Source organism: Streptomyces azureus (genome assembly GCF_001270025.1).
Classification (GTDB): Bacteria; Actinomycetota; Actinomycetes; order Streptomycetales; family Streptomycetaceae; genus Streptomyces; species Streptomyces azureus.
The window spans coordinates 1-22,787 of record NZ_DF968476.1; the positions used below are offsets into that span (position 1 = coordinate 1).

The 22,787-nt window shown below is 73.8% G+C and carries 19 protein-coding genes; 2 read left to right on the forward strand and 17 right to left on the reverse strand.

Translation table 11 applies throughout. The annotated features are described in order from the left end of the window. Together AOQ53_RS36425 and AOQ53_RS36430 are read right to left on the reverse strand one after the other, a co-directional pair. The coding region (locus AOQ53_RS36425) for an FAD/NAD(P)-binding protein (RefSeq protein ID WP_236711938.1) at positions 1-307 on the reverse strand (307 nt) is incomplete at its 3' end. 937 nt (positions 308-1,244) lie between these two features. Beyond that, positions 1,245-2,807 carry an MDR family MFS transporter gene (locus AOQ53_RS36430; protein ID WP_236711939.1) on the reverse strand — a complete coding sequence of 521 codons (1,563 nt, stop codon included), beginning with the start codon at positions 2,805-2,807 and terminating at the stop codon, positions 1,245-1,247. A gap of 396 nt (positions 2,808-3,203) precedes the next feature. On the opposite strand from AOQ53_RS36430, the gene AOQ53_RS36435 reads away from it, so the two are divergent. Continuing rightward, positions 3,204-4,241 (forward strand): ParB N-terminal domain-containing protein, encoded by a 1,038-nt coding sequence (locus AOQ53_RS36435; protein WP_078945675.1) that lies wholly within the window; start codon positions 3,204-3,206, stop codon positions 4,239-4,241. A 54-nt stretch (positions 4,242-4,295) separates the two neighbouring features. Here the strand turns inward: AOQ53_RS36435 and AOQ53_RS36440 are convergent, their stop codons facing one another. The 15 genes from AOQ53_RS36440 to AOQ53_RS36510 all read right to left on the reverse strand — a co-directional run bounded on the left by AOQ53_RS36440 (position 4,296) and on the right by AOQ53_RS36510 (position 21,344). Then, complete coding sequence (locus AOQ53_RS36440) at positions 4,296-5,057, reverse strand: response regulator transcription factor (RefSeq protein ID WP_059423991.1); 762 nt, start codon at positions 5,055-5,057, stop codon at positions 4,296-4,298. A 182-nt stretch (positions 5,058-5,239) separates the two neighbouring features. Next, a complete protein-coding gene (locus AOQ53_RS36445) occupies positions 5,240-5,644 on the reverse strand; it encodes a GNAT family N-acetyltransferase (protein ID WP_059423993.1) in 405 nt (134 codons plus the stop codon). Further along, positions 5,628-6,914, reverse strand: coding sequence for an adenylosuccinate lyase (gene purB / locus AOQ53_RS36450; protein WP_078945676.1), 1,287 nt, complete (start codon positions 6,912-6,914; stop codon positions 5,628-5,630). The genes AOQ53_RS36445 and purB overlap by 17 nt, the downstream gene beginning before the upstream one ends. Positions 6,915-7,011: 97 nt before the next feature. After that, positions 7,012-8,517 (reverse strand): type I glutamate--ammonia ligase, encoded by a 1,506-nt coding sequence (locus AOQ53_RS36455; protein WP_059423995.1) that lies wholly within the window; start codon positions 8,515-8,517, stop codon positions 7,012-7,014. Between the two features lie 3 nt (positions 8,518-8,520). Further along, entirely contained in the window at positions 8,521-9,921 is a 1,401-nt protein-coding gene (locus tag AOQ53_RS36460; protein WP_063889051.1) for an amidase, read from the reverse strand. Positions 9,922-9,984: 63 nt separating this feature from the next. After that, entirely contained in the window at positions 9,985-11,928 is a 1,944-nt protein-coding gene (locus tag AOQ53_RS36465; protein WP_059423997.1) for a hypothetical protein, read from the reverse strand. After that, a complete protein-coding gene (locus AOQ53_RS36470; protein WP_201785098.1) occupies positions 11,925-12,254 on the reverse strand; it encodes a 4Fe-4S dicluster-binding protein in 330 nt (109 codons plus the stop codon). The genes AOQ53_RS36465 and AOQ53_RS36470 overlap by 4 nt, the downstream gene beginning before the upstream one ends. A 705-nt stretch (positions 12,255-12,959) precedes the next feature. After that, on the reverse strand, positions 12,960-14,396 hold the full coding sequence (locus tag AOQ53_RS36475; protein ID WP_059423998.1) for a nucleotide pyrophosphatase/phosphodiesterase family protein: 1,437 nt from the start codon (positions 14,394-14,396) through the stop codon (positions 12,960-12,962). Beyond that, positions 14,393-15,562, reverse strand: coding sequence for a metabolite traffic protein EboE (eboE, locus tag AOQ53_RS36480; protein WP_059424000.1), 1,170 nt, complete (start codon positions 15,560-15,562; stop codon positions 14,393-14,395). The genes AOQ53_RS36475 and eboE overlap by 4 nt, the downstream gene beginning before the upstream one ends. Before the next feature lie 4 nt (positions 15,563-15,566). After that, positions 15,567-16,439, reverse strand: a complete 873-nt coding sequence (locus AOQ53_RS36485; protein ID WP_059424001.1) for a TatD family hydrolase — start codon at positions 16,437-16,439, stop codon at positions 15,567-15,569. Next, positions 16,439-17,014, reverse strand: a complete 576-nt coding sequence (locus AOQ53_RS36490; RefSeq protein WP_059424002.1) for an EboA domain-containing protein — start codon at positions 17,012-17,014, stop codon at positions 16,439-16,441. The genes AOQ53_RS36485 and AOQ53_RS36490 overlap by 1 nt, the downstream gene beginning before the upstream one ends. Further along, positions 17,011-17,856 (reverse strand): sugar phosphate isomerase/epimerase family protein, encoded by an 846-nt coding sequence (locus AOQ53_RS36495; RefSeq protein WP_059424003.1) that lies wholly within the window; start codon positions 17,854-17,856, stop codon positions 17,011-17,013. The genes AOQ53_RS36490 and AOQ53_RS36495 overlap by 4 nt, the downstream gene beginning before the upstream one ends. Continuing rightward, the gene (locus AOQ53_RS36500; protein ID WP_099054770.1) at positions 17,853-18,848 is read right to left on the reverse strand and encodes an SCO3242 family prenyltransferase; all 996 of its coding nucleotides are present in this window, start codon (positions 18,846-18,848) and stop codon (positions 17,853-17,855) included. Before AOQ53_RS36500 ends, AOQ53_RS36495 begins: the two co-directional genes overlap by 4 nt. After that, complete coding sequence (locus AOQ53_RS36505; RefSeq protein ID WP_078945677.1) at positions 18,845-19,987, reverse strand: inositol-3-phosphate synthase; 1,143 nt, start codon at positions 19,985-19,987, stop codon at positions 18,845-18,847. Before AOQ53_RS36505 ends, AOQ53_RS36500 begins: the two co-directional genes overlap by 4 nt. Before the next feature lie 271 nt (positions 19,988-20,258). After that, positions 20,259-21,344 (reverse strand): ScyD/ScyE family protein, encoded by a 1,086-nt coding sequence (locus AOQ53_RS36510; protein ID WP_059424004.1) that lies wholly within the window; start codon positions 21,342-21,344, stop codon positions 20,259-20,261. 253 nt (positions 21,345-21,597) lie between these two features. On the opposite strand from AOQ53_RS36510, the gene AOQ53_RS36515 reads away from it, so the two are divergent. Beyond that, entirely contained in the window at positions 21,598-22,683 is a 1,086-nt protein-coding gene (locus AOQ53_RS36515; protein ID WP_078945678.1) for a methyltransferase, read from the forward strand. Positions 22,684-22,787 lie beyond the last annotated feature (104 nt).

Genomic DNA, 22,787 nt, shown 5'->3' on the forward strand with positions numbered 1-22,787 from the left:
TGAGCGCGCTCGGGCCGATCGCCTTGGCCCACTGGTAGAGGCTGGGGCCCTCCTCGAGAGGGCCGGCGATGCTGACGCTGGCATCGGTATAGACCGTCACCTGGGAGGCGACGGTGTTCATCAGCAGATGCCGGGACTGCGAGGGCCGCCACACCTGGCCCGAGCCAGGCGGGCCCGGGTCGACGACGTGCACGGTGACGTGGCCCCAGCGGGGGGACGTGCGCTCGTGGGCGCACAGCCGCTCCAGCACGGACAGGCCGCGTGGTCCGGCGCCGACGAGGCACACTTCCATACGTCCGCTGCTCACAAGGACACTCCGCTCGGCATACGGGGGCGGGCGTGCGGCGCGGCCGCGGCGGCGGCCGCGCGGCGGACACGCCGGGTGTCGTCCCCCAAGGTCTTGGTGAATTCCCGGGGTTCCGGGCAGAGAGAACCGGCCGCCGTCATCGGCAGCCCCGCTGGGGGTCCGGCGAACCGTCCCGCTCGCTTCCGTACGTACCGTCCACAGCGCCTCCTTCCGACGCCACGGTCGGCCGGGGCGCTCAAACGGGGCTCAAACGGGACTGGGGCGCGGCTACGGACCGGGGGTACGGGACAGGCCCCGGGCGCGGAATCGCGGTGCGGCCCGGGGCGGGCCAGGGGCCGGCCCGGGTTCAGGCACGGACTCGGGGCGAACGCGGGTGCGGGTACGGGGCGGGGCGGGCGGGGCGGGGCGGGCGTACGCGGTGGTACGGGTGCGCATGCGAGCTCGGGCGCAGATGCGGATGCGGGTGTGCGCGGCCCAAGAGCCGGTGTGCGCGCCACGCGGGGCGGTGGACGCGCCGTGCGCAGGGCGGTGGACCGCGGTGCGGGGGCCGGGTGGTGGACCGCGGTGCGGGGGCCGGGGGGTGGACCGCAGCGCGGGAACCGGGCAGTGGACCGCAGCGCGGAAACCGGGCAGTGGACCGCAGCGCGGAAACCGGGCAGTGGACCGCAGCGCGGAAACCGGGCGCACGCGCGGCACCTCCCGTCGCCTGGGGCGTACGGGAGGTGCCGGGTGGTTCCGCGCGGGGTCGCCGCACGGTCAGCCGCCTTTGTGGGCCCGGTCGGCGGGGTCACCGCCCGGAGGGCGTGGCAGGGGACTTGGCTGCGCGGGGTGGCCGCGCACCGGTGGCGGGGGCCTCGGATCCGGCCCCCGGTCCCTCGGCTGAAGCGGGATGTCCACGGCCGGCACGGGCCGGTCGCGTCCCGTTCTTGACGCCCTCTCAGTCTTGGCCGGTGCGGCCGAGGTTCGCTTGAGAAACGCCGGAGGCCGCTGTCCTGCGCAGGGCCACCTCGCGCACCAGGAGCCCGGCCAGCAGGGCGAGCGCGCCGGCGAGGGAGCCGATGAGGAAGGCGCTGTGGGTGCCGGCGGCGGTGGCGTGGCGGTAGGCCTCCTGGACCGCGGGCTCCAGGCGGGCCAGGCTGGCCGCGTCGAGCTGGGCGTGGGCCAGGGCCGGCCGTGCGGGCGTGTGCTCGGCCATCACCTCCAGGACGCGGCGGTTGAACAGCGCGCCCATCACGGCGACACCGAAGGAGCTGCCAAGCATGCGGAAGAGCGTGATGGCGGCGGAGGCCACGCCGATGTCCCGGATGTCCACGCTGTTCTGCGAGATGAGCATGATGACCTGGAGCAGGCACCCCAGGCCCGCGCCCAGCACCGCCATGTACAGCGCCGCCTCGGTGCGTGAGGTGGACGTGTCCATGGTGGACAGCAGCAGCATGCCGGTCAGCATCAGCGCGCCGCCCGCGACCGGGAACGCCTTGTAGCGTCCGGTGCCGCTGGTGATGCGGCCGGCCGCCATCGCCACGACGATCATCGCGCTCATCATCGGCAGCAGCAGCAGCCCGGAGTTGGTCGCCGACACCCCCTGCACGGCCTGCTGGTACAGCGGCAGGAACAGCACCGCGCCGAACATCACGAAGCCCATCACGAACCCGGTGACAGACATCAGCGCGAAGTTGCGGCTGCGGAAGATGTGCAGCGGCAGCACGGGCTCGGCGGCCCGCGTCTGCCAGAAGACGAACGTGCCCAGGCAGAGCACCGCGGCGGCGCACAGCGAGACGATGACGTCCGAGCCCCAGGCGTACTCGGTGCCGCCCCAGGTGGCGACCAGGACGACGGCGGTGATGCCCGCCATCAGCAGTGCCGCCCCCGGGTAGTCGATGCGGGCGCTGGACCTGCGGACCGGAAGCCGCAGCACCATCGCCGCCATGACGAGGACGACCGCGCCGATCGGCAGGTTGATGTAGAACGCCCAGCGCCAGCCGAGGTGGTCGGTGATCGCGCCGCCGACCAGCGGCCCGCCGATCATCGACAGGGCCAGCACGGCGGCGAGCATGCCCTGGTAGCGGCCCTGCTCGCGCGGCGGCACCAGTTCCCCGACGATCGCCATGACCGCGGCCATCAGGCCGCCCGCGCCGAGTCCCTGGATCACCCGGAAACCGATCAGCTGGGTCATGTCCTGGGCCATGCCGCTGAGCGCCGAACCGACCAGGAAGATCACCACGGAGGTGATGAAGAGTCCCTTGCGGCCGTGCAGGTCGCCGAGCTTGCCCCAGACCGGGGTCGCGGCGGCGGTGGCCAGGGTGTAGGCGGTCACCACCCACGACAGGTGTTCCATGCCGCCCAGGTCGCCGACGACGGTGGGAATCGCGGTGCCCACGATCATGTTGTCCAGCTGGGACAGCAGCATGGCGATCATCAGCGGGAGCAGCATGAGCCGTATGTTCGGCCCGCGTGCCTCCGGCTGTGCTGTGTCCGCCGCCTTGTCGATGGTCGTCGCCACGGTGCTCACCTCGTTCGATCGGGCTGTCCGCGCGGGCGCGCAGCGTGGGTCGCCCGCCGGCCGTGCTGGGGCGCCACCCGGACGGCGCGGGCACCGCGCGCGGTGAGCAGCGCACGGAAGTCCAGCAGGGACCGCTCGTGCGCCGCTCGTATCCCGCTCACGGCCCACCGCGCCCCGCGTGTCCCGCCCCGCCCGGGTGAGCTGGGCTTTCCTGCCCGCCTGCGGCTTTTCCGCGGCTCTGGGAGCCGGTGCGGCGGGGCCGGGACGGGGTGTGTCAGAGATTCGTCAGCCCCGTGTCAGGGGGCGTTGTCAGGGTCCGTGTGGGGCCTTGCCCCGGCGTCCGTGCGGGGCAAGGCCCCGGCCCGTCAGCCCGCTGTGTCCACGAGGAGTCGCGGTATGACCCATCAGACCGTGCGTGTGCACCACGACAGCAGCTCGGAGCGACTGCTCGCCCTGAAGGATGCGCTGGGCGAGGCACCTGTGGAGCGGGTGCGCCTGGCCGACCTGACGGCCTCGTTCACCCCGCGTTCCGGCGGGGTGGACGGCGAGTGGGCGCTGGCCCTGGCGCACCTGGAGAGCGAGCTGCCGCCGATCGTCGTGCACCGCCCCACCCTGTCCGTCATCGACGGGCTGCACCGGCTGCGGGCCGCGCGGCTGAAGGGCCGTACGCACATCGCGGCACGCTTCTTCGACGGGTCCCGGCAGGACGCGGCCCTGCTGGCGGTGGCGATGAACGTGGCCCAGGGCCGGCCGCTGTCCCAGGGCGACCGGGTGGCCGCCGCCGAGCGCATCGTCGCTGCGCGGCCCCAGTGGTCGGACCGCGCCATCGCCGTGGTGGCGGGGTTGTCCGCGAAGAAGGTGTCGGAGCTGCGGGCACGCATGGAAGGGCTGCCGCGCTGTGAGCGCCGGGTCGGTCTCGACGGGCGGGCCCGGCCGCTGAGCACCGTACAGGGTCGGGAACTGGCCGGGGAGTTGCTGCGGGCCGACCCCACCGCGTCGCTGCGGACGATCGCGCGGCGCGCGGGGATCTCCCCGGCGACCGTCGCCGACGTACGCGACCGGCTGCTGCGGGGCGACGATCCGGTGCCGCCCCGGCAGCGCGGCCTGGCGGTGGGCGGGCGCGGCGCGCGGGAGGGGCGGGAACCGGGCGGCCGGGACCGGGAGGAGGAGACACGGTCGGCCGAGGAGCTGATCACCCTCTTCGAGGCGCTGCGGCGGGACCCGTCGCTGCGGCTGAACGAGATGGGCCGCAGCATGCTGCGGATGCTGGACGCGTGTGCGCTGCTCGCCCGCGACCGGGGACGCATCATCGCCAATCTGCCGCCGCACTGCACCGAGCAGCTGGCGGAGCTGATGCGCGGTTACGCGGAGCTGTGCCAGGAGTTCGCCGGGGAACTGAGCACCAGCACGGTCCGGCCGGGCCCGGCCCGCTGAGGCCGGCCGCCCGCACCGGGGCGCCCGCCGGGCGCTCGGGGCCCGGGACCTGCCTCAGCGGTGGCCGAGCCTGAAGCCCACTCCCCGTACCGTCACGATCCAGCCGCTGTCGCCGAGCTTGCCGCGCAGGCTGCTGACATGGGTGTCCACCGTGCGGCGCGACCAGGAGTCGCCCCAGACCTGCTTGAGCAGCTGCTTGCGCGGGACGACCGTGTCGGGGTACGAGGCCAGCAGGCACAGCAGGTCGAACTCCTTGCGGGTCAGGGCGACCTCGGCCCCGTCCACGCTCACCCGTCGGGAGTTGACGTCGATGAGCAGCGAGCCGTGCCGGATCTCCTCCACGGCGGTCGGCTGCCACTGGGCGCGGCGCATCACGGCCTCGATACGGGCCATCAGCTCGCGCGTGCCGTAGGGCTTGGTGACATAGTCGTCGGCGCCGGCCTGCAGGCCGAGGACGCAGTCCAGTTCGGACTGGCGGGCGGTGACGATGATGACGGGGACACGGCTGACCGAGCGGATGGCCCGGCACACCTCCAGCCCGTCCAGGTCGGGCAGTTCCAGCGCCAGCAGCACCAGGTCCGCATCCGCGTGACGCTGCAGGGCCGCGCTGCCCTGGGTGACGCCGACGGGCTCGTGGCCGTGCCGGCGCAGCTGGTCGGCCAGCGGGTCACCGATGTCGGGGTCCACGACCAGGACGCGCCACGCCGTGGCGGCCACGACCGGTGCGGACACGGGCGGGCCCTGGCCCGGCCGGACCGGCCGCGGGGCGGACATCTGAAGCTCCGGCAGCACCTGTGCCGTCATCGTCTGACTCATGCCTTCCCCCAAGGGTCCTGCACGGCCCGTGCGCGCTGCCGCGTGAGGCGACCGGAAACGGCCCGCCCCGCGCAGGCGGTCACCGGGCCGCGCCCCGCCTTCGACCCTACGGACCGGCGGTCGAGTCCCGCTGAAGCGCCAGGCTCGACCGCGTGGAGCCGGCGGGGCCGCCCGTGATGCCGTTACGGGTTCAGCACCCACGCCGAGTTGTGGGGGGCGAAGCCGATGTGCGGGTAGTACTCCGTCGCGGCGGGCGCCGACAGCAGCACGACCTTCGCCGTCGGGGCCTCCTTGCGGGTGGCGTCGATCAGGGCGCGGCCGATGCCGGAGCGCTGGTACGTACCCGACACCGCGATGTCGGACAGGTAGGTGACGTAGGAGAAGTCGGACACGCTGCGGGCGATGCCGATGAGCGTGCCGTCGGTGTCGCGGGCGACCAGGACGAGGTTGGCGTTGCGCACCATCGCCGCCATCCGCTCCCGGTCGTCGGCCGGACGCCGCTCCCCCAAGCCCGACGAGCGGTACACCTCCAGCACCTCGTCCAGGTCCAGGGCGGTGCCTTCCACCCGCTCAATCGTCCAGTTCACGGAGCTTCTCCAATCGGCTGCGCAGTACGTCGTGGTGGGTGAGGAAGCGCTCGGGTCCGAGCGCGGGCAGGTCGATGCCCTCCTGGGCGAGGGTAGTGGCGAAGTGCTCGCCGGTGGCGATCGTGCGGTTCGCCGCAGCCTGCACCGAGCGGTAGGCCCGCTCGCGTTCGGTGCCCTCGCCCAGCAGCTCGGCGAGGACCGACGAACTGTAGATCAGGCCGTCGGTGGCGTCGATGTGGGCCCGCATCCGCTGCGGGTGCACGGTGAGCGACTCCACCAGCTCGGCCGCCTTCGTCGCCTGGAAGTGGCCCACGGACAGGCTGTCGGGCAGGATGACCCGCTCCACCGACTGGTGGGCGAGGTCCCTCTCGTGCCACAGCGCCACGTTCTCCAGGGCGGTGGTGGCGTACCCGCGCAGCAGCCGGGCCAGGCCGCACAGCCGCTCGCTGGTGGTGGGGTTGCGCTTGTGCGGCATGGCGCTGGAGCCCTGGTAGGCGCTCGCCCGGGGCTCCTCGACCTCGCGGACCTCGGTGCGCTGCAACAGCCGCAGCTCCAAGGCGATCTGCTCGATGCACGCGCCGAGCGCGGCAACGGCCTGGAGCAGCTGGGCGTGCCGGTCGCGGGCGACGACCTGACTGGGCACCGGCTCGACGCCGAGGCCGAGCGCCCGGCACACATGCGCCTCGACGGCGGGGTCGATCAGCGCGTAGGTGCCGACCGAGCCGGAGATCGTGCCGACGGCCACGGCGTCGCGGGCGGCGGCCAGCCGGGTCAGGGAGCGGTCGACGGCGAAGGCGTAACCGCCGAGCTTGTGACCGAACGTGGTGGGCTCGGCGTGCACACCGTGGGTGCGGCCCACCATCACCGTGTCCCAGTGCGCGAGCGCCGTGCCGGTCAGCGCCCGCCGCAGTCGCCGTCCCGCCGCGACGAGCAGGTCGGTGGCGCGGGCCAGGGTGTGGCCGAGGGAGGTGTCGACCAGGTCGTAGCTGGTCATGCCGAGGTGCACCCAGCGCGCGGAGGACTCGGGGATGTTCTCGCAGTACGCGGCGAGGAAGGACAGCACCTCGTGGTCGCGTTCCTTCTCGAACTCGGCGACCCGGGCCGCGAGCGGGACCGGAGCGCGGCGTATGTCCGCGAGCGCTTCGGCGGGTACGTGTCCGAGCCGCACCTGGGCCTCGGTGGCAAGGATCTCGACCTCGACCCAGGTGGCGTAGCGCGACTGGTCGGCGAAGAGGTCCGCCATCTCGGGCAGGGTGTAACGAGGAATCATCGTCGGCCTTCGTCCGTGGGCTGGTTGAGGAAAGAGCTGAGGGCCCGGTGCGGCTGGGGGCGCGTCCACGGCCGCACCGGTCCCGCTCCGGCGGCGCTCAGTACGCCCCGAAGTACTCGCGCTGCTCCCACTCGGTGACGCGGCCCGGCGTGGGGGCGGCCTGCGCACACCAGCCCTCGAAGCGGCGCAGCTCGCTCTCCTTGAGCTTGGCCAGGCAGGCGGCCAGCGGTGCGCCGAGCAGTTGCCCGGCGCGGCCGGTGGTGAAGGCCCCGAGTGCCTCGCGCAGGGACTGCGGCACCACCTGGCCGGGGCCGTCGCCCGGCCCGCCCCCGGAGCCGGCCTGGGCGCCGGTCAGGCCGTCGAGGCCGGCGAACAGCTGGGCGGCGATGTTCAGGTACGGGTTGGCGCACGGCTCACCCGTGCGGTTCTCGATGTGGGCGCCGGCCCCGCTGCCGACCACCCGCAGCATCGCGGTGCGGTCCTCGACGCTGCAGCCGACGCGGGTGGGGGCGAGGGCGTGCTCGGCGGCCAGGCGCCGGTAGCCGTTGACGGTGGGCACCGACAGCATGCACAGCTCGCGCGCCCAGGACAGCAGACCGTCGGCGTACGCCTTGCCCTGCGGGGACAGCCCGCCGGTGAGGCCCTCGGCGCTGAAGACGTTGCGGCCGGTGGCGCTCTCCACCACGGACTGGTTCAGGTGCCAGCCGCTGGGGTCGGCGGCGTCCAGCAGCGGCTGGGACATGAAGGAGGCGTGGTGGCCGAGGCGGGCACAGAACCGCTTGGTGTGGGTGCGGAACAGCAGCATCGCGTCGGCGGTGTCCAGGGCGGACATGGGGCTGAAGGTGGTCTCCACCTGGCCGGGGCCCGACTCGTGCTCCATCGACCTCAGCGGCAGGCCCAGGGCGAGCAGGTCCAGGGCGAGGGGGTCGGTGACGGGGGCGACGGTGTCGTAGGCGGCGTCCAGGTTGAACTGGTAGCCGGCGTTGACGGCGGCCACGCGCGGCGCCCGGCCCTGGAGGCCGAAGCCGTTGCCCTGGTTGCCCGGTTCGTCGTCGAGGCGGCGGGTGAGGTACCACTCGACCTCCAGGCCGAGCACGGGGGCGAGCCCCTGCTCGGCGTAGCGGCGCAGCACCTCGCGCAGGACGGCGCGCGCGGACAGCGGGTGCGGGGTGCCGTCGCGCAGGTACTCGTCGCCGATCACCCAGGCGGTGCGCGGGCCGTCCTGGGGCAGCACCTGGAAGGTCAGCGGGTCGGGCACCAGGACGAAGTTGCCGGCGCCGGCGATCTCGTCGACGCCGATGCCGTGTTCGCCGAGGAAGTCGACGGCGACGGCGTGCCCGGTGTCGAACAGGAACGGGCCGGGGCTGAAGTTCATGCCGTTGCGCAGCACGCCGCGAAAGGCCTGCGCGGTCAGCGTCTTGGAGCGGGCGAGACCGTGCGGGTCGGCGAAGGCGACCCGCACGAAGTCGACGTCGTCGAGGGCGGCTTCGACGCGTTCGGCGGCGGCGAGCTGCCCGGCGTCCCACAGCCCGTGGTCGGTGACGAACGACGGGCGCCCGACGCTGCCCTCCGCGACGGGGGCGGACCATGACCTGGCATACATGGTTCAGAACGTCCTTTCGCCGGTGGTGACGGGGGTGAGGCCGGTCGCGGGCGGGTGCGGCAGCGGCGCCAGCATCGCCTCCAGGCGGCGGGCCACCGTCAGGACGAGGTCGTCGGCGCCGACCGGGCCGACGAGCTGCAGACCGGCCGGCAGCCCGGAGCGGGTCAGCCCGGCGGGCAGGGACACGGCCGGCTGCCCGGTCATGTTGTACGGGTAGGAGGCGGGCGCCCAGGACAGCCACATCAGGTCGCGCGGGTCGGCCGCCCAGGCGGGGCCGATGGCGTCGGCCTCGAACGGCTCGATCGGCACGGTCGCCATGGCGAGCAGGTCGTAGCGGTCCATGACCGAGCGCAGGGTGGCGCGCAGGTTCTGGCGCACCTCCTCGGCCTGGATGACCCGTACCCCGCTGAGGGTGCGGCCGTGGCGGACGACCTCCAGGCGGCCCGGGTCGCAGAACGCCTCGTGCTCGGGCGGGGTGCCGGCCGCCTCGGTGGCGGCGAGGATGTCGACGACGGCCGGGTAGAGGTTCTGGCAGCGCACCTCGACGTCCTCGACCCGGTGCCCCTCGGCGACGAGCAGCTCCTTGCCCTGCTCGGTGACCCGGCGGATCTCCGGATCGGTGCCCTCGTACTCGATCCAGCCGATCCTGAGGGCGCGCAGATCGCGTGGGGAGTCCAGGGAGCCGAGCCCGGAGTCGGGGTCGGTGGGGTGAGGGCCCGCGATGACCTGGCCGAGCACTCCGGCATCGGCGACGCTCGCGGCGAGCGGCCCCTGGTGGGCGAGGCGGTCGGCGCCGTTGGGCCAGTAGGGCACCTTGCCGTACGACGGCTTGTAGCCGACGACGCCGCAGAACGCGGCCGGAATCCGGATGGAGCCGGACCCGTCGGTGCCGAGCGCCCCCTCGCACAGTCCGGCGGCGACCGCGGCGCCGGCGCCGCCGGAGGAGCCGCCGGCGGTCAGCCGAAGGTCGTAGGGGTTGCGGGTCGGCGGGGCGACTCGGCCCACCGTGGAGGCGCTCCAGCCGAACTCGGAGGTGGTGGTCTTGCCGACGACGACGGCGCCGGCCGCGCGCAGCCGGGCCACTGCGGGGGCGTCCTCGCGGGGGCGGTCGTTGGGCAGCAGCGAGCCGCGGGTGGTGGGCAGGTCGCGGGTCTGCAGCAGGTCCTTGACGGAGACCGTGACGCCCAGCAGCGGCTGGTCCCACCAGGCCTCGCGGCCGCGTTCGCGGATGCGGGCGTCGGCCTGCTCGGCGGCCCGCAGGGCCTCGTCGCCCGCGACCGCGACGTAGGCGCCCGGCGTGTCCCGCTCGCGGATGGCGGTCAGGACGGACCGGACGTGTTCGACGACGGTGATCTCCCCCCGGGAGAGGAGGTCCTTGATGTGGCTGATGCCGCGCGCGGTCATCGAAGCTCACCTGTCCTTCAACGGCGCTCGGGGAGCGGAACGGGACGGGGCCCGCCGTGCGCGTCAGGACGCACGGCGGACCGGCCCGGCCGCGGGGGAAGCCGACGCGGGATCGCCGCCCGTGATGGCCGACCAGTGCCAGGGCGAGTCGAACGCGGTGACCTCGACCGGCGTGCCGGCCGCTGCCAGGGCGGCGGCCAGGCCCGTGGCCCGGCCCACCAGCGCGGAGACCCGGTGCGCGGCGAGCAGGTCCTGCTCGTCGAAGGGGGTGCCCGCGCAGCGCAGCAGCCGCAGGTCGATGAAGCCGTTGAAGACCCGCCCGTCCACCTCGACGGCCTGCGGGGAGCGGATGGAGAACCGCACCTTGTTGTTGACGTGGCCGTGGTGGTGCTGGTCGGAGTAGAACGCGACGTCCGGGATCGTCGGCGGCACGAAGTGGTCGCGGGCGGCCACCTCGTCGGTGCGGGGCAGGTTGCCCGCGATGAAGTGCCAGGAGTTGTACTGCATGCGCGAGGACATCGCCCAGGCGGCGTCGGCGAGGTCGGCCGCGGATCCGCCGTAGTGCCGTGCGGCCGACGGGCTCGGGACCACGCAGCAGAAGAAGCGGGTGATGTCCCAGTCGCAGATCTCCGGCCAGCGGTCCTCGCGCAGCGCTTCGATCAGAGCGGGCAGCGACCGCATGCCGCGGCTCATCGTGAAGTCGGCCTCGAACACCTCGGTGACCGCGGCCACCGTCTCGTGCACGAGGTGCTCCAGGCCGGTGCCGAAGCCGCCGATCGGGCCGGCGAGCCAGCCGGGGGCGGCGGCGAGGTCCTCGCCCAGCTCTTGCAGGGTGGTGCCGGTCAGCGGCAGCCGCTCGGTGAGACGGGCGACCATCGCCTCCTCGCGGGCCCGGGCCCGCTCGCCGGGGGCCTGCGCCACGCGTTCGATCTTGTGCATGAGCGCGCCGTGGATCTCGCGGTACAGCTGGGCGCCACGTCCGGCCTCGGCGCGGCGGGTGCGCAGGGCCACGGCGAGGTCGCTCAGGGCCGCGACGGTGGGCCGGGCGACGGGCGGGACCGGTGTGCCGCCGGGGACGCCGTTGTAACCCTGCCTGATCCGCTCCAGCATGTGGGCGACGTGATCGACGGTCAGCTGGGTGCCGTTGGCCTCCTCGACACGGCCGAAGCCGGCCGAGCGGATGAGCAGGGTCAGGCAGACGATCAGCTGGACGTCGTGGTCCGACCACAGTTCGAGCGGCAGGCCCCGCAGGCTGCTGAGCACGCAGTCCGGGTGACCGGGCCACAGCGTCTTGCCGGTGAGGTTGTTCGCCTGGCGGAAGTTGGTGTACTGCCGGTCCTGCTGGTAAAGCACGAACGGCGCGGTGCGCAGCGCCGCCTCCCTGGCCTGCGTCAGCAGCTCGTCGCGGCCCACGGGGCCCTGTTCGTCGAGCCAGCGCCGGCAGTCGGCCACGGTCTCCTTCAGACGGGCCTCGGCGGCTTGCATCCGCTCTCCGTAGGCGCGCAGGGTGCGGTCCGTCCAGGACACCCGGCGCACGCCGCCGACCAGGTCGTCCTTCTTCAGCGGCCCCTGGGAGGGCACGCTCAGCACGATCCGGCCCGAGGAGGACAGGCCGATCTCGCCGAGGAAGACGGTCTCGTCGCCGTCCGGCCGCTCGTCGAGGGTGTCCCCGGCCGCGGGCGCGGCGGTGTCCGGTGTGCGCCAGGTCAGGCCACACAGCGCCTGCAGCGCGGCCTCCTCGGCGGCGGTGAGCGCGCGCAGTTGGACGTCGGCGGGCACGTGGCCGTCGAGGGTCAGCAGCACCTCGACGAAGGAGCGCAGGCCCGCCGCCTCCTCGGCGCGCTGCCAGGTCCGCTTCAGCAGGCCCGGGAACCCTGCCTCGGGGTCGAACTCGCGGTCCGGCTTGACGGTGCCCGCGGGAATGCCGAGGCGGCTGGGGCGGCGGCTGATCCGCTTGCGCGCGTTGATCTGGCGGCGCGTCTCACCACGCTCGGTCAGCCCGCTCATTTCGCGTCCTCGGCGGTCAGTTCGATGTGGTTCCACATCGTCTCGTCGGTCGGTGTCCAGTCCTCGTCGACGTAGATGCAGTCGACGGGGCACTCCAGGACGCACGCGGGGCAGCCCGAGCACAGCTCGGGGATGATCACGACGTCCAGGCCGCGGTCGAAGATGGCCCCGAACTCCTCGGGGCAGCTGCGCAGGCAGGTGTCACAGGTGATGCACTCGGACTTCTCGATGCGGCGCGGCGGTTTCTTCCAGCTGTCGGGGCGGGTGCGCTGGGCGATCCGCTCGGCCCGCCCAGACAGCGCAGCCGACGAGGCGATCTTTTTCACGGGCAGGGACCCCTCTGGTGAGTCTTCCGGCCGCAGCCGGAAACCGGACGCTCCCGATGTTCGGGGCACCGCCTCGACCGGGCCCGGAGCCCGGGTGGGGGGCCGGTCGAACTGTGGCGCTCCACGGGCGTGGCCGGGCATTGCCGTCACTACGCGCAGGCTGCTCAGGGGCCAGGTCCGACACGACAACAGGAAGCGTGGTTGAACGTGGCGTCTACCGGTTCAACCCGCCGTATTCCTATGTCGCGGCCGAACTGGTCCGGCTGTCCGACGGCAGCACCGGGTATGTTCAGGTTGACCAGGCCTACGCTCTGGCGGAGCTGCGGGCCGCGGGGTGGAGAAGCAGCGCAATGGCGTCTACCGCATCAACGCCATGCTCGCCGCTTGCGAGACACCCGCCGACGCCCGGGCCGCCATCGACGCGATGGACCCCGCCGACAGGCTGGACGACCCGCACTTCGTCGCGCGTCACCACCACGCTGTCGAGGACTACCGCGAGCAGCTTGCCCGTGAACGTCGCAAGAAGCCGCGTGGCCTGACCCGGGCTTCGGGCCCCACGGCGCCGCACCCCACGGTGCGGCGCCGTTCGCGTATGCCCGTGCCCAGGGCCGTCGGTGAGGACCAGGGCCGGGGTCGAGGTGAACGCCGAGGGCCTGGTCCGCTTCCTGCGGACGGAGGACTCCGCGGCAGGGTGAGGGGGCGGGCTCAGGCCCGCGCGGCGGCCCGCGCGGGCGCGGTCGGCCGGGGGACCTCGCCGCTCGCGTCGGCGAGGTCCAGCAGCAGCTGTTTGACCTGCGTGGCCGCCATCCGGCCGGGCAGGGCGCCGGGGGCGGAGCACAGCACCACCGGACCTTCGTCGTCACTCGCTGGGAGGCGGCCGTGGCTGCCGCGGACGGGTGAGGGATCCAGGGGCACGACGGCCATGCGGTAGCGCATGCCGAGTTTCTTGCGGGCCAGGGCGGTGGCGGCCTTGGCCTTGACGTAGGGGTCGGCGGGGTCCATGAACAGTTCGGCGGGGTCGTAGCCGGGTTTGCGGTGGATCTCGACGAGCTGCGCGAAGTCGGGGGCGCGGGTGTCGTCGAGCCAGTAGTAGTACGTGAACCAGGTGTCGGGTTCCGCGACGGCGACGAGTTCGCCGGAGCGCGGGTGGTCCAGGCGGTGGGCCTTCTTACCGTCGTCGTCAAGGAGATGGGCGACGCCCGGCAGTTCGGCGAGGACGGCGCGGGTCGCGGCGAGGTCCTCGGGGCGGCGGACGTAGATGTGGGCGATCTGGTGGTCGGCGACCGCGAAGGCGCGGGAGGCCATCGGGTCGAGGTACTCCATGCCGTCCTGGGTGTGGACCTCGAGCAGGCCGGCGCGGCGCAGGGCGCGGTTGATGTCCACGGGCCGGTTCACGCGCGTGATGCCGTACTCCGACAGCGCGACCACCGTGCGTCCCTGCGCGCGGGCCTCTTGGAGCAGCGGGGCGAGTGCCGTGTCGAGGTCGGCGGCCGCCCGCGCCGAGCGGGGGTCGTCGGGGCCGTAGCGCTGCAGGTCGTAGTCGAGGTGCGGCAGGTAGGCCAGCGTCAGGTGCGGGTTGCGGGAGGTCATCACGTACCGGGTGGCGTCGATGATCCACCGGGAGGAGGCCAGGCCCGCGCCCGGGCCCCAGTAGCTGAACAGCGGGAAGGCGCCCAGGCGTTCGGTCAGCTCGTCGTGCAGGTCCGCGGGCCGGGTGTAGCAGTCGGGTTCCTTGCGGCCGTCGGCGTAGTAGACGGGGCGGGGGGTGACGGTGTAGTCGGTGTCGGCGCCCATGGCGTACCACCAGCAGATGTTCGCGACGGTGTAGCCGGGGTGGGCGCGGCGGGCGGCGTCCCAGACGCGTTCGCCCTCGATCAGCCGGTGGCTCTGCCGCCACAGCAGGACCTCGCCGAGGTCGCGGAAGTACCAGCCGTTGCCGACGATGCCGTGCTCGGCGGGGGTGCGGCCGGTGAGAAAGGTGGCCTGCACCGAGCAGGTGACCGCGGGCAGCACGGTGTCCAGCGGGGCGCTCGAGCCCTGCTCGCCCAGTGCGGCCAGACGCGGCATGTGGGCGAGCAGCTTCGGGGTCAGGCCGACGACGTCCAGCACGAGCAGGGGCGCGGGCCCTTCGGGGCGGGTCATGGCAGTTCCTTCAGGCCGTGGTCGGTCAGCAGGTCGCGGGCGAGGGACAGTTCGGCGGCGATGCCGTCGGCGAGCCCGTCGGCGTCGCGGGGGCGCACTTCCGGCGGCAGCGCCTGCCAGGTGTACGTCTCCACCTCCAGGTGCCGGGTCAGCGGCCGGTCGCCGCCCACCAGGACGGACAGCGCGCGGCGCAGCACGGGCAGGGTGGAGGTCAGGGGCGGAGCGGGCGCCGCGTGCAGCGGCACGTGGAAATGGGAGCGCCAGGGACTGTCGGTGGGCAGCCGGGTGCCGGTCAGGGCGGGACCGAGGTCGTCGGTGCCACGCAGGCCCGCGGCGGTGAGGGTGCGGGTCTGGTGCAGGAAGCGCGGCTCGGCGAACGCGGCCAGGGCGGCGCGTGCCTCGGGGCGGTCCGGGTGCTCGGCGTGCAGGGCCGCGGACACCTGGGCCTTGACCACGCCGATGCCGGCCGCGGTCAGCGCGGGCAGGGCGGTCTCCGGCTCCTCGAAGGAAGTGGCCAGATGGCAGGTGTCGACGCAGACGCCGATCCGGTCGTGGCCGACGGCGGTGAGCGGGCCGATCGCGTCGGCGCAGGTCTCCACCACGCAGCCGGGCTCGGGCTCCAGGGCGACCCGCACGGAGCGGCCGGTCCTCTCGGCCAGTTCGTCGAGACGGCCGGCCAGTTCGGTCAGGGCCGCGCCGGCGCGGGCCGCGCGCTGAGCGTCGTACGCGGTCCGCCAGGCCAGTGGCAGGGTGGAGATGCTGCCCTCGGTGACGTCGTCGGGCAGCAGCGCGGCCAGGATCCGGGCGAGCGCGAGGGTGTGGGCGAGCCGGCGCGGGTCCGCCCAGTCCGGGTCGTACACGCGGTACTTGACCTCGCCGGCGCCGAATCCCTCGTACGGGAAGCCGTTGAGGGTGACGACCTCCAGGCCGTGGCGGGCGAGGGTGTCGCGCAGGGTGCGCAGGGCGCGCGGGTCGGTGTCCAGGGTGCGGGCGGCACCGGCGGCCAGCCACAGGCCGACGCCGAGCCGGTCCACGCCCAGGCGCCGGCGCACGGGTGCGCAGTGGGCGCCCAGTTGGGCGAGGACCCCGTCGAGGTCCTCGGCGGGGTGCACGTTGGTGCAGTACGCGAGGTGGACGACGCTGCCGTCCGGGTGGCGGAAGCGCACCGGGTCACCGCCCCGCGGGCACGGGGTGCGCCGGGGCGCCGCGCAGGATCGAGTTGCCCTCGTGAGTGGGGGCGGTGGCGGCGACGTCGAGGTCGAGGCGGCCGCTGAGGGAGTAGAAGGCGACCGGGTTGCGCCACAGCACGAGGTCCACCTCGTCCTCGGTGAATCCCGCGGCGAGCATGGCGTCGCCGACCTTGCGGGTCTTCAGCGGATCGCTTCTGCCCCAGTCGGCTGCCGAGTTGACCAGCACCCGCTGTGGGCCGAACTCCTTCAGCACGGCGACCATGCGCTGCTCGTCCATCTTGGTGTCCGGGTAGACGGAGAAGCCCAGCCAGCAGCCGGCCTCCCTGGCCGCGGCGACGGTGGTCTCGTTGAGGTGGTCCAGCAGCACCCGCTCGGTCGGCAGGGCGGACTCCCGTACGACGTCCAGCGTGCGGTGGAGCCCGGCGAGCTTGTCGCGGTGCGGGGTGTGCACCAGGGCGGGCAGGCCGTGGTCGGCGGCGAGCTGGAGCTGGGCGGCCAGCGCGGTGTCCTCGGCTGGGGTCATGGAGTCGTAGCCGATCTCCCCTACCGCCACGACCTGGTCCTTCACCAGGTAGCGGGGCAGTTCGTCCAGGACCGGCAGGCAGCGCGGGTCGTTGGCCTCCTTGGGGTTGAGGGCGATCGTGCAGTGGTGGGCGATGCCGTACTGGGCGGCGCGGAACGGCTCCCAGCCGAGCAGCGTGTCGAAGTAGTCGAGGAAGGAGGCGACCGAGGTGCGGGGCTGGCCGAGCCAGAACGCGGGCTCCACCACCGCCCGGACTCCCGCGGCGTACATGGCCTCGTAGTCGTCCGTGGTCCGGGACGTCATGTGGATGTGCGGGTCGAAGATGCGCATTACCGTTCCTCCTCGGTCAGGGCGAGCACGTGGTGCAGGTCCTCGGGGACTTCTCGTCCGGCGGCGGTGCGTTCGCCCGCGAACGCGCGCAGCATCCGGGCCAGCTCCTCGTCGCCGCGGGCCCGGTCGGCCAAGGCGAAGACGCGGCTCACCGGGACGCCGGTGAACAGGCACTTGAGCACCGCGTGCCGCCAAGCGTGGGCGTCCAGGTGCCGGGCGGCGTAGGGGCCGACGGCAGCGGTCAGCAGGCTGGTGTCGTTGGTGCGCAGGGCGTCCTCGACCAGTGGCACTCCGTACGCGGGAACGGGGTCCAGCCGCGGCAGGGCCAGCAGTACGGCGCGGCGCTCGGCGGCCGTGCCCTGCCGGTACAGCCGGGTCACGGTGGCCGCGGCCGGCCGGGCGGCGGTCAGCAGGTCCACCCGGGCGGCGTCGCCGAGGGCACGGCAGCGGCGGCCGGCCTCCGCGAAGCGCAGCTCCCATCCGGGGTCCCCGGCGGCGGCCGCGGCGCACGCCCGGGCGAGCCAGTCGCGCGCGTCCTGTTCGGTGCTGGGTGCGGATGAGTGGACGGCGGTCATCCGGTGCCTCCGTTTCGCAGGAAGTGCAGGGAGTGCGCGGCGAGTTCGGGTCCGGCGTGCGAGTGGCGGGGCAGTTCGACCACGGTCAGCCCCTGGTAGCCGGTGCCGGCCAGCGCGGCCAGGACGGGCGGGAAGTCGATCTCGCCCTCGCCGAACGGCAGATGCTCGTGGACACCGCGGCGCATGTCCTCGATCTGTACGTGCTTCAGCCAGGGCGCGGCGTCGCGCACGCAGTCGGCGGGCGGCAGGGGCTCCAGGCACTGGCAGTGGCCGATGTCGAGGGTCAGGCCGAGCGGGGGCGGGTCGCCGAGGTCGGCCCGCAGCCGGTGGAAGCCGGCCAGGTCGCCCAGCAGGTGGCCGGGTTCGGGTTCGATCGCGAGCGGGACCCCGGTCTCCTCCGCGACGTCGAGGACCGGTTCGAGCGTGTCCGCCAGCCGCTTCCAGGCGGTGTCCGGATCGGTCTCGGCCGGGGTAACGCCGCTGAAGCAGTGCACGGCGTGCGCGCCGAGGTCGGCGGCGACCCGCAGGGCGCGGATCAGCAGCCGGACGCGCATCCCGCGGGCGTCCTCGTCCTCGTCCAGCAGGGTGGGTGCGTGTTTGCGGCGCGAGTCGAGGACGTAGCGGCCGCCGGTCTCCACCGTGACCTGCAGCCCGAGCCGGTCCAGACGGCGCGCGAGACGGGCGGTGCGCGCGGCCAGGTCCGCCGCCAGCGGGTCGAGGTGCATGTGGTCGAGGGTCAGTCCGACGCCGTCGTAGCCGAGGTCGGCGAGCAGGGCGAGCGCGTCGTCCAGGCGCAGGTCGGTCAGCCCGTTGGTGCCGTAGCCCAGGTTCAGCCGGCTCATGTGGTGCTCACCTTCCGCGCCAGCCGGGCCGCGACCGGGGCCAGCGCCGCGATCAGCAGCCCGGGCACGGGTGCCCCGGCCCGGGCCGCGAGCGCCGCCTGCAGACAGACGGTGGCCCTGATCCCGGCGCCGACCGCCCGCTGGACGAGCACGGGCGACGGGTTGAGGGCGGCGTGCGCCAGCGGCGGGGCGGCCGTGGTGAGGTAGCCGAGCGCCAGGGCGGTGCGTACGGCGTGCCGGTCCGCGGCCGGGCGGTGCGCGGCGGGCAGCAGGCTCGCGGTCACCGCCGCGGTGGCCGCAAGCGCCGTGAGCGGGGCCGCCGGTGAGCCGCCTTCGGTCTCGCGGCGGGAGACCAGGGTGACGGCACAGGTGTGGCCGGCCAGGGTGGCCGCCGGGACGAGTGCCGGGCGCAGCGGACGGTCGGCGGCGGCCGCACCCATCAGCAGGTCCAGCCCGCGCGCGGCGGCCATCGCGGCGGGACCGGCCGGGGTGTGCTTCAGCTTCAGGTCGTACGCCCACACCGTGGCCGCCAGCGGTACGGCGACGGCCAGGGTCCGCCGGCCGGCGCAGGCGGCCAGGGCCAGGCCCGCCGCCGTCAGCGTGCCCGCCGCCGTCAGCGCGGCACGCGGCCGGATACGGCCGCAGGGCAGCGGGCGGTGCGGGCGCTCCGCCGCGTCCTCCTCAAGGTCCGCCCAGTCGTTGAGGGCCATGCCCGCCTCGTACAGGCATATCGAGGCGCCCACCGCGAGGGCGGTCGTCCGTCCGGGCCGCGCCCCGGCGGCCGCGGTGCCGGCCAGTGCGTCGCCGGGCACCGTGAACACCGCGGGCACCCGCAGCAGTTCGGCCCAGGCCCGGGCGGTGGCGGCGAGGGGAGCCGCCGGGCGGGCGGCGCGGCCGGCGGTGACGGCCGTGGAGGCGGTGTGCGCCGTGGCGGCGGGGCGGGAGATGCGGGGCCGCAGCCGCCGGACCACGCCGGTGGAGGTGAGGCTCACCGGTGCTCCCCCAGCCGGTCGGCGAACGCCAGCAGGGCCGCGTACTGCTGGGCCAGGGACGTGCTGTCGCCGCCGGTGCCGGGGTCGGGGTCCTTGAAGTAGAAGCCGAGTTCGGGCCGGGGTCCGGACAGGCCCGCCTCGTGGGCGCGGGCCAGCAGCCGTGCCAGGTCCAGCACGAGCGGCGCGGCGAGCGCGGAGTCGCAGCCCTGCCAGATCGTCTGCAGCACCATGCGGGTGCCGAGGAAACCCTCGAAGGCGACGTGGTCCCACGCCGTCTTCCAGTCCCCGAGCGCCGGTACGTCGTCGATGTGCACGTCGCCCTCGGGCCGCATGCCCAGGTTGTCGACCAGCACCCGCTCCTTGCCGGCGTTCTTCGCGGCGGCGGCAGCCGGGTCGGCGAGCGCGGCTCCGTCGCCGCCGCCGAGCAGGTTCGTGCCCGACCAGGCCCGCACCTGAAGGGCCCGCTGGCGGAACATCGGCGCCAGCACCGCCCGCAGCAGGGTCTGGCCGGTCTTGCCGTCCCGGCCCGCACAGGGCAGGCCCGCGGAGGCGGCCGCGCCCGCCAGCTGCGGATGGCTCAGTCCGGTCGAGGGGGTGAAGTTGACGTAGGAGCAGCCGGTGCGCAGGGCGGCCGCCGCGTACAGGGAGCTGGCCGGCCACTCGCCGGGGCCGGGGGCGGGCTCGGTGGAGGCGACGTTCACCACGACGGTGCGGGCGGCGCCGGTGGTGCGCATGAACTCCCGCAGGTCCATGGCGAACGCGGTGATCAGCTCCTCGGTGCCGCGCTCGTCGCCGGTCAGCGGTCCGCCGAGGCGGATGCGGCTGTCGGCGGCGGACAGTTCGCCGTGCACGGCGCCCGGCAGCCAGTGCGGCAGCACGCCCTGTGCGGCGAGTTCCTCGGCCCGTTTGGGCAGCGGGCTGCTGCTGGTGTCGTGGCCGCCGAAGACCAGGGAGGACAGCTCGGGCAGACCGCTGTGGGCGAACGCGGGCGTCTCGGTGACCAGGCCGGTGGGCGCGAGCAGCCCTCCCGCGAGGGCCGCGCAGCCGGCGATGGTCGTCGTGGCGACCGAGCCCCGGGCACCGACCAGCCACACGCCGGTGGGTTCTGCTGTGGCGGGAGTGTGGGCGTGTACGGACACGGGCGGCCTCCTTGGGCGTCGGATGGGTCCGCGCAAGCGGATGCCCGGCCAGAATGCCGATCCGTGCGTCCGGCGGCCGTCCCTCTCCGGTCGCTGTCGAGCGGCGGCCGAGCGGTTCCCCACCGGAGGCCCGGCCACCGCTCGACCACCACGCCTTCCGCGTCCCCGGGTACGGCAGCGGCCCCGCCGGCGGGGGAGTCCGGCGGGGCCGCGAGGGGGGACGGCAGCCTCAGGAGGCGGCGCGGTGAGCCTGTGCCAGGCCCGGCCGCCCTCAGTACCAGATGCGCACCAGTTGGCCCTTCGTGCCGACGGAGTGGTTGGTGATGTACACGCCGCCGTAGGTGTCGACCACGATGCCGGAGGGCTGCTTCAGCCTGTCACCGGTCGGGACGGTGGTGACCTTCTTGGTGCTCAGGTCGATCTCGGACAGCGAGCCCGCCGTCGGCGCCCCGGCCAGCGAGGAGGAGCTGTAGGACAGGGCGAGCAGGTCGCCCTTCCAGTCGAGGGCGATGTCCACGATGTTGGTCAGCCCGGAGACGAGGACCTGCGGCTGCTGGCCCGGCGGCACCTTCCAGATGCGCGAGCCGCCGACCTGCCCGCCACCCATGTCGGCTATGTAGAGCGTGCCGTCCGAGTCCTTGACGATGCCGGTGGGCACCGACTCGGCGGTGCCGTTCTTCGGCAGCACGTACTTGGTGGAGGTGGTGCCGTCGCCCGGGCCGGCGACCACGTCGTTCGCGCCGGCGTCGGTGGCCAGGAAGCCCGAGCCGTCCTGCACGAACCGCCACGGGTTGCCGTTGATGTCCCCGCCGTCGGGGTTCAGGGTGGCCTCGTGGGTGACCATGTCGCCGAGGACCTTGCCGTCGCCGGTGCGGAAGACGGTGCCCAGCGTCTTGGCGGAGCCACCGAGCGAGGTGCGCAGCTGGGGGGTGCCGGGGCCACCGAAGGCGGCCAGCACGGTGTAGCCGCCGGTGGTGCTGCGCACGGCCTGGGCCGGGCCGCTGGCGTTGACGGTGGTGGGGTCGGCGGTGCCGACGGCGACGGAGGGGAGGCCGGTCACCACACGGCTCATGCTGCCGCCGAACGGCACCTTGACGATGGCGCCGGTGGCGCCCAGGCACCGGGTGCCCGCGGCGCAGCCCGGCAGGCCCTCGCCGGACTCGGCCACCAGCACCGAGCCGTCGGACTGGGCGGTGATGCCGCGCGGGTTCTTCAGACCGGAGGCGATGACCGTCAGTGTGGCGGGGGGTTTCTCCTCGGCCTGGGCCGGGGCGGCGGCCATCGTGGCCGTCAGCATCATCGCCGCAGCGGCGGCCGTCGGCAGGACCTTCTTCCAGGAGGCGCGTGAATTCGACATGTCTCTCCTTCGCTGATGCATGCTTCCCCCGATTTTTCGGAGAGTGGAATGCGAAACCGGCGCCACCATAGAGGAGCCGACGGATGTGTATGACCGCTTATTTTCCGCACTTAAACAGAGTTGTTTCAGGCACAGTCGGAATTCGAGCAGTACTCAAGCGAGTCCCGAAAATTATTCCTACCGTGGACAGCCGGGTCCCTTGCCCGTTCGGCGGCTGGGACAGAAGGTGCACTTACCGCACGGGAGGAATCTCATGCCCGAACTGCCGCCCCCTTCAGTAGTCCGCGACCTGGAAAAACAGCGGGCGGAACTCCAGAAGCAGGCCCGGGAACTGGCGCCGCCGCCTTTCGCCCTGCTCGAGCTGATCATGGGGTCGATGATCACGCAGGCCCTGCGGGTGACCGCCGAACTGCGTGTGGCCGACGCGCTGGCGGACGGCCCGCTCAGCCCGGAGGAGATCGCCGGGCGCGTCGGCGCGAACCCGGACGCCCTGGGCCGGGTGCTGCGGCTGCTGGCCGCCCAGGGTGTCTTCACCGGCGGGCCGGACGGCACGTACGGGCTGACCCCGATGGGCGAGGCGCTGCGCGCCGACCACCCGATGACGATGCGGGACATCGCGCTGCTGATGGGGCATCCGATCCACTGGGAGGACTGGAGCGCCTTCCTGGACACGGTGGTCACCGGCGAGCCGAGCACGCCGAAGCTGCGTGGCATGAGCGCGTTCGAGTTCCTGGAGAGCAATCCGGAGTACGGCGCGGTGTTCATCAACGGCATGGGCAACATGTCCGCCACCGAGACCGATCCGGTGGTCGCCGCCTACGGCTTCTCCGCCTTCGGCACCGTGCTGGACTTCTGCGGCGGGCAGGGCGGGCTGCTGTCGGGCATCCTGCGCGAGGCGCCGCAGACCCGCGGCATCCTGTTCGACCCGCGTGTCGAGGGCAACGGGGCCGCCGAGTTCCTCGCCCGGCAGGGGGTCGCGGACCGCTGTACGACCGTGGCCGGCGACATGTTCGGTCCGGTGCCCACCGGTGCCGACGCCTACGTCCTCAAGCACATCGTGCACGACTGGCCCGAGGAGGAGGTGCTGAGGATTCTGCGGAACGTGCGGGCGGCCGTGCAGCCGGGCGGCAAGCTGCTGCTGGTCGAGATGGTCGTGCCGGAGCAGGGCGACGAGCCGCACTCGGGCAAGCTGGTCGACCTGTGGCTGATGCTGCTCGTCGGCGGCCGGGAACGCACGGCCACCCAGTACGCCGACCTCCTGGCCCGCGCCGGCTTCCGGCTGGAGCGCGTCGTGGAGACGGCCGCCGCGGTGTCGGTCATCGAGGCCATACCGGTCTGACCGCTCCCCGGCCCGCTCGAGGCCCCGGCCGCACCCCACGAGGGGAGCGGCCGGGGCCTCGCCGTACGCCCACGGGGACGCCGCTTCATGCCGAAGGCGGTCGG

What these genes read in the sequence shown, in the direction of transcription:
- AOQ53_RS36435 (WP_078945675.1), top strand. Translation starts at nt 3,204, where the DNA reads ATGACCCATCAGACCGTGCGTGTGCACCACGACAGCAGCTCGGAGCGA.
- AOQ53_RS36440 (WP_059423991.1), bottom strand. Translation starts at nt 5,057, where the DNA reads ATGAGTCAGACGATGACGGCACAGGTGCTGCCGGAGCTTCAGATGTCC.
- purB (WP_078945676.1), bottom strand. Translation starts at nt 6,914, where the DNA reads ATGATTCCTCGTTACACCCTGCCCGAGATGGCGGACCTCTTCGCCGAC.
- AOQ53_RS36455 (WP_059423995.1), bottom strand. Translation starts at nt 8,517, where the DNA reads ATGTATGCCAGGTCATGGTCCGCCCCCGTCGCGGAGGGCAGCGTCGGG.
- AOQ53_RS36460 (WP_063889051.1), bottom strand. Translation starts at nt 9,921, where the DNA reads ATGACCGCGCGCGGCATCAGCCACATCAAGGACCTCCTCTCCCGGGGG.
- AOQ53_RS36465 (WP_059423997.1), bottom strand. Translation starts at nt 11,928, where the DNA reads ATGAGCGGGCTGACCGAGCGTGGTGAGACGCGCCGCCAGATCAACGCG.
- AOQ53_RS36475 (WP_059423998.1), bottom strand. Translation starts at nt 14,396, where the DNA reads ATGACCCGCCCCGAAGGGCCCGCGCCCCTGCTCGTGCTGGACGTCGTC.
- AOQ53_RS36485 (WP_059424001.1), bottom strand. Translation starts at nt 16,439, where the DNA reads ATGCGCATCTTCGACCCGCACATCCACATGACGTCCCGGACCACGGAC.
- AOQ53_RS36490 (WP_059424002.1), bottom strand. Translation starts at nt 17,014, where the DNA reads ATGACCGCCGTCCACTCATCCGCACCCAGCACCGAACAGGACGCGCGC.
- AOQ53_RS36495 (WP_059424003.1), bottom strand. Translation starts at nt 17,856, where the DNA reads ATGAGCCGGCTGAACCTGGGCTACGGCACCAACGGGCTGACCGACCTG.
- AOQ53_RS36510 (WP_059424004.1), bottom strand. Translation starts at nt 21,344, where the DNA reads ATGTCGAATTCACGCGCCTCCTGGAAGAAGGTCCTGCCGACGGCCGCC.
- AOQ53_RS36515 (WP_078945678.1), top strand. Translation starts at nt 21,598, where the DNA reads ATGCCCGAACTGCCGCCCCCTTCAGTAGTCCGCGACCTGGAAAAACAG.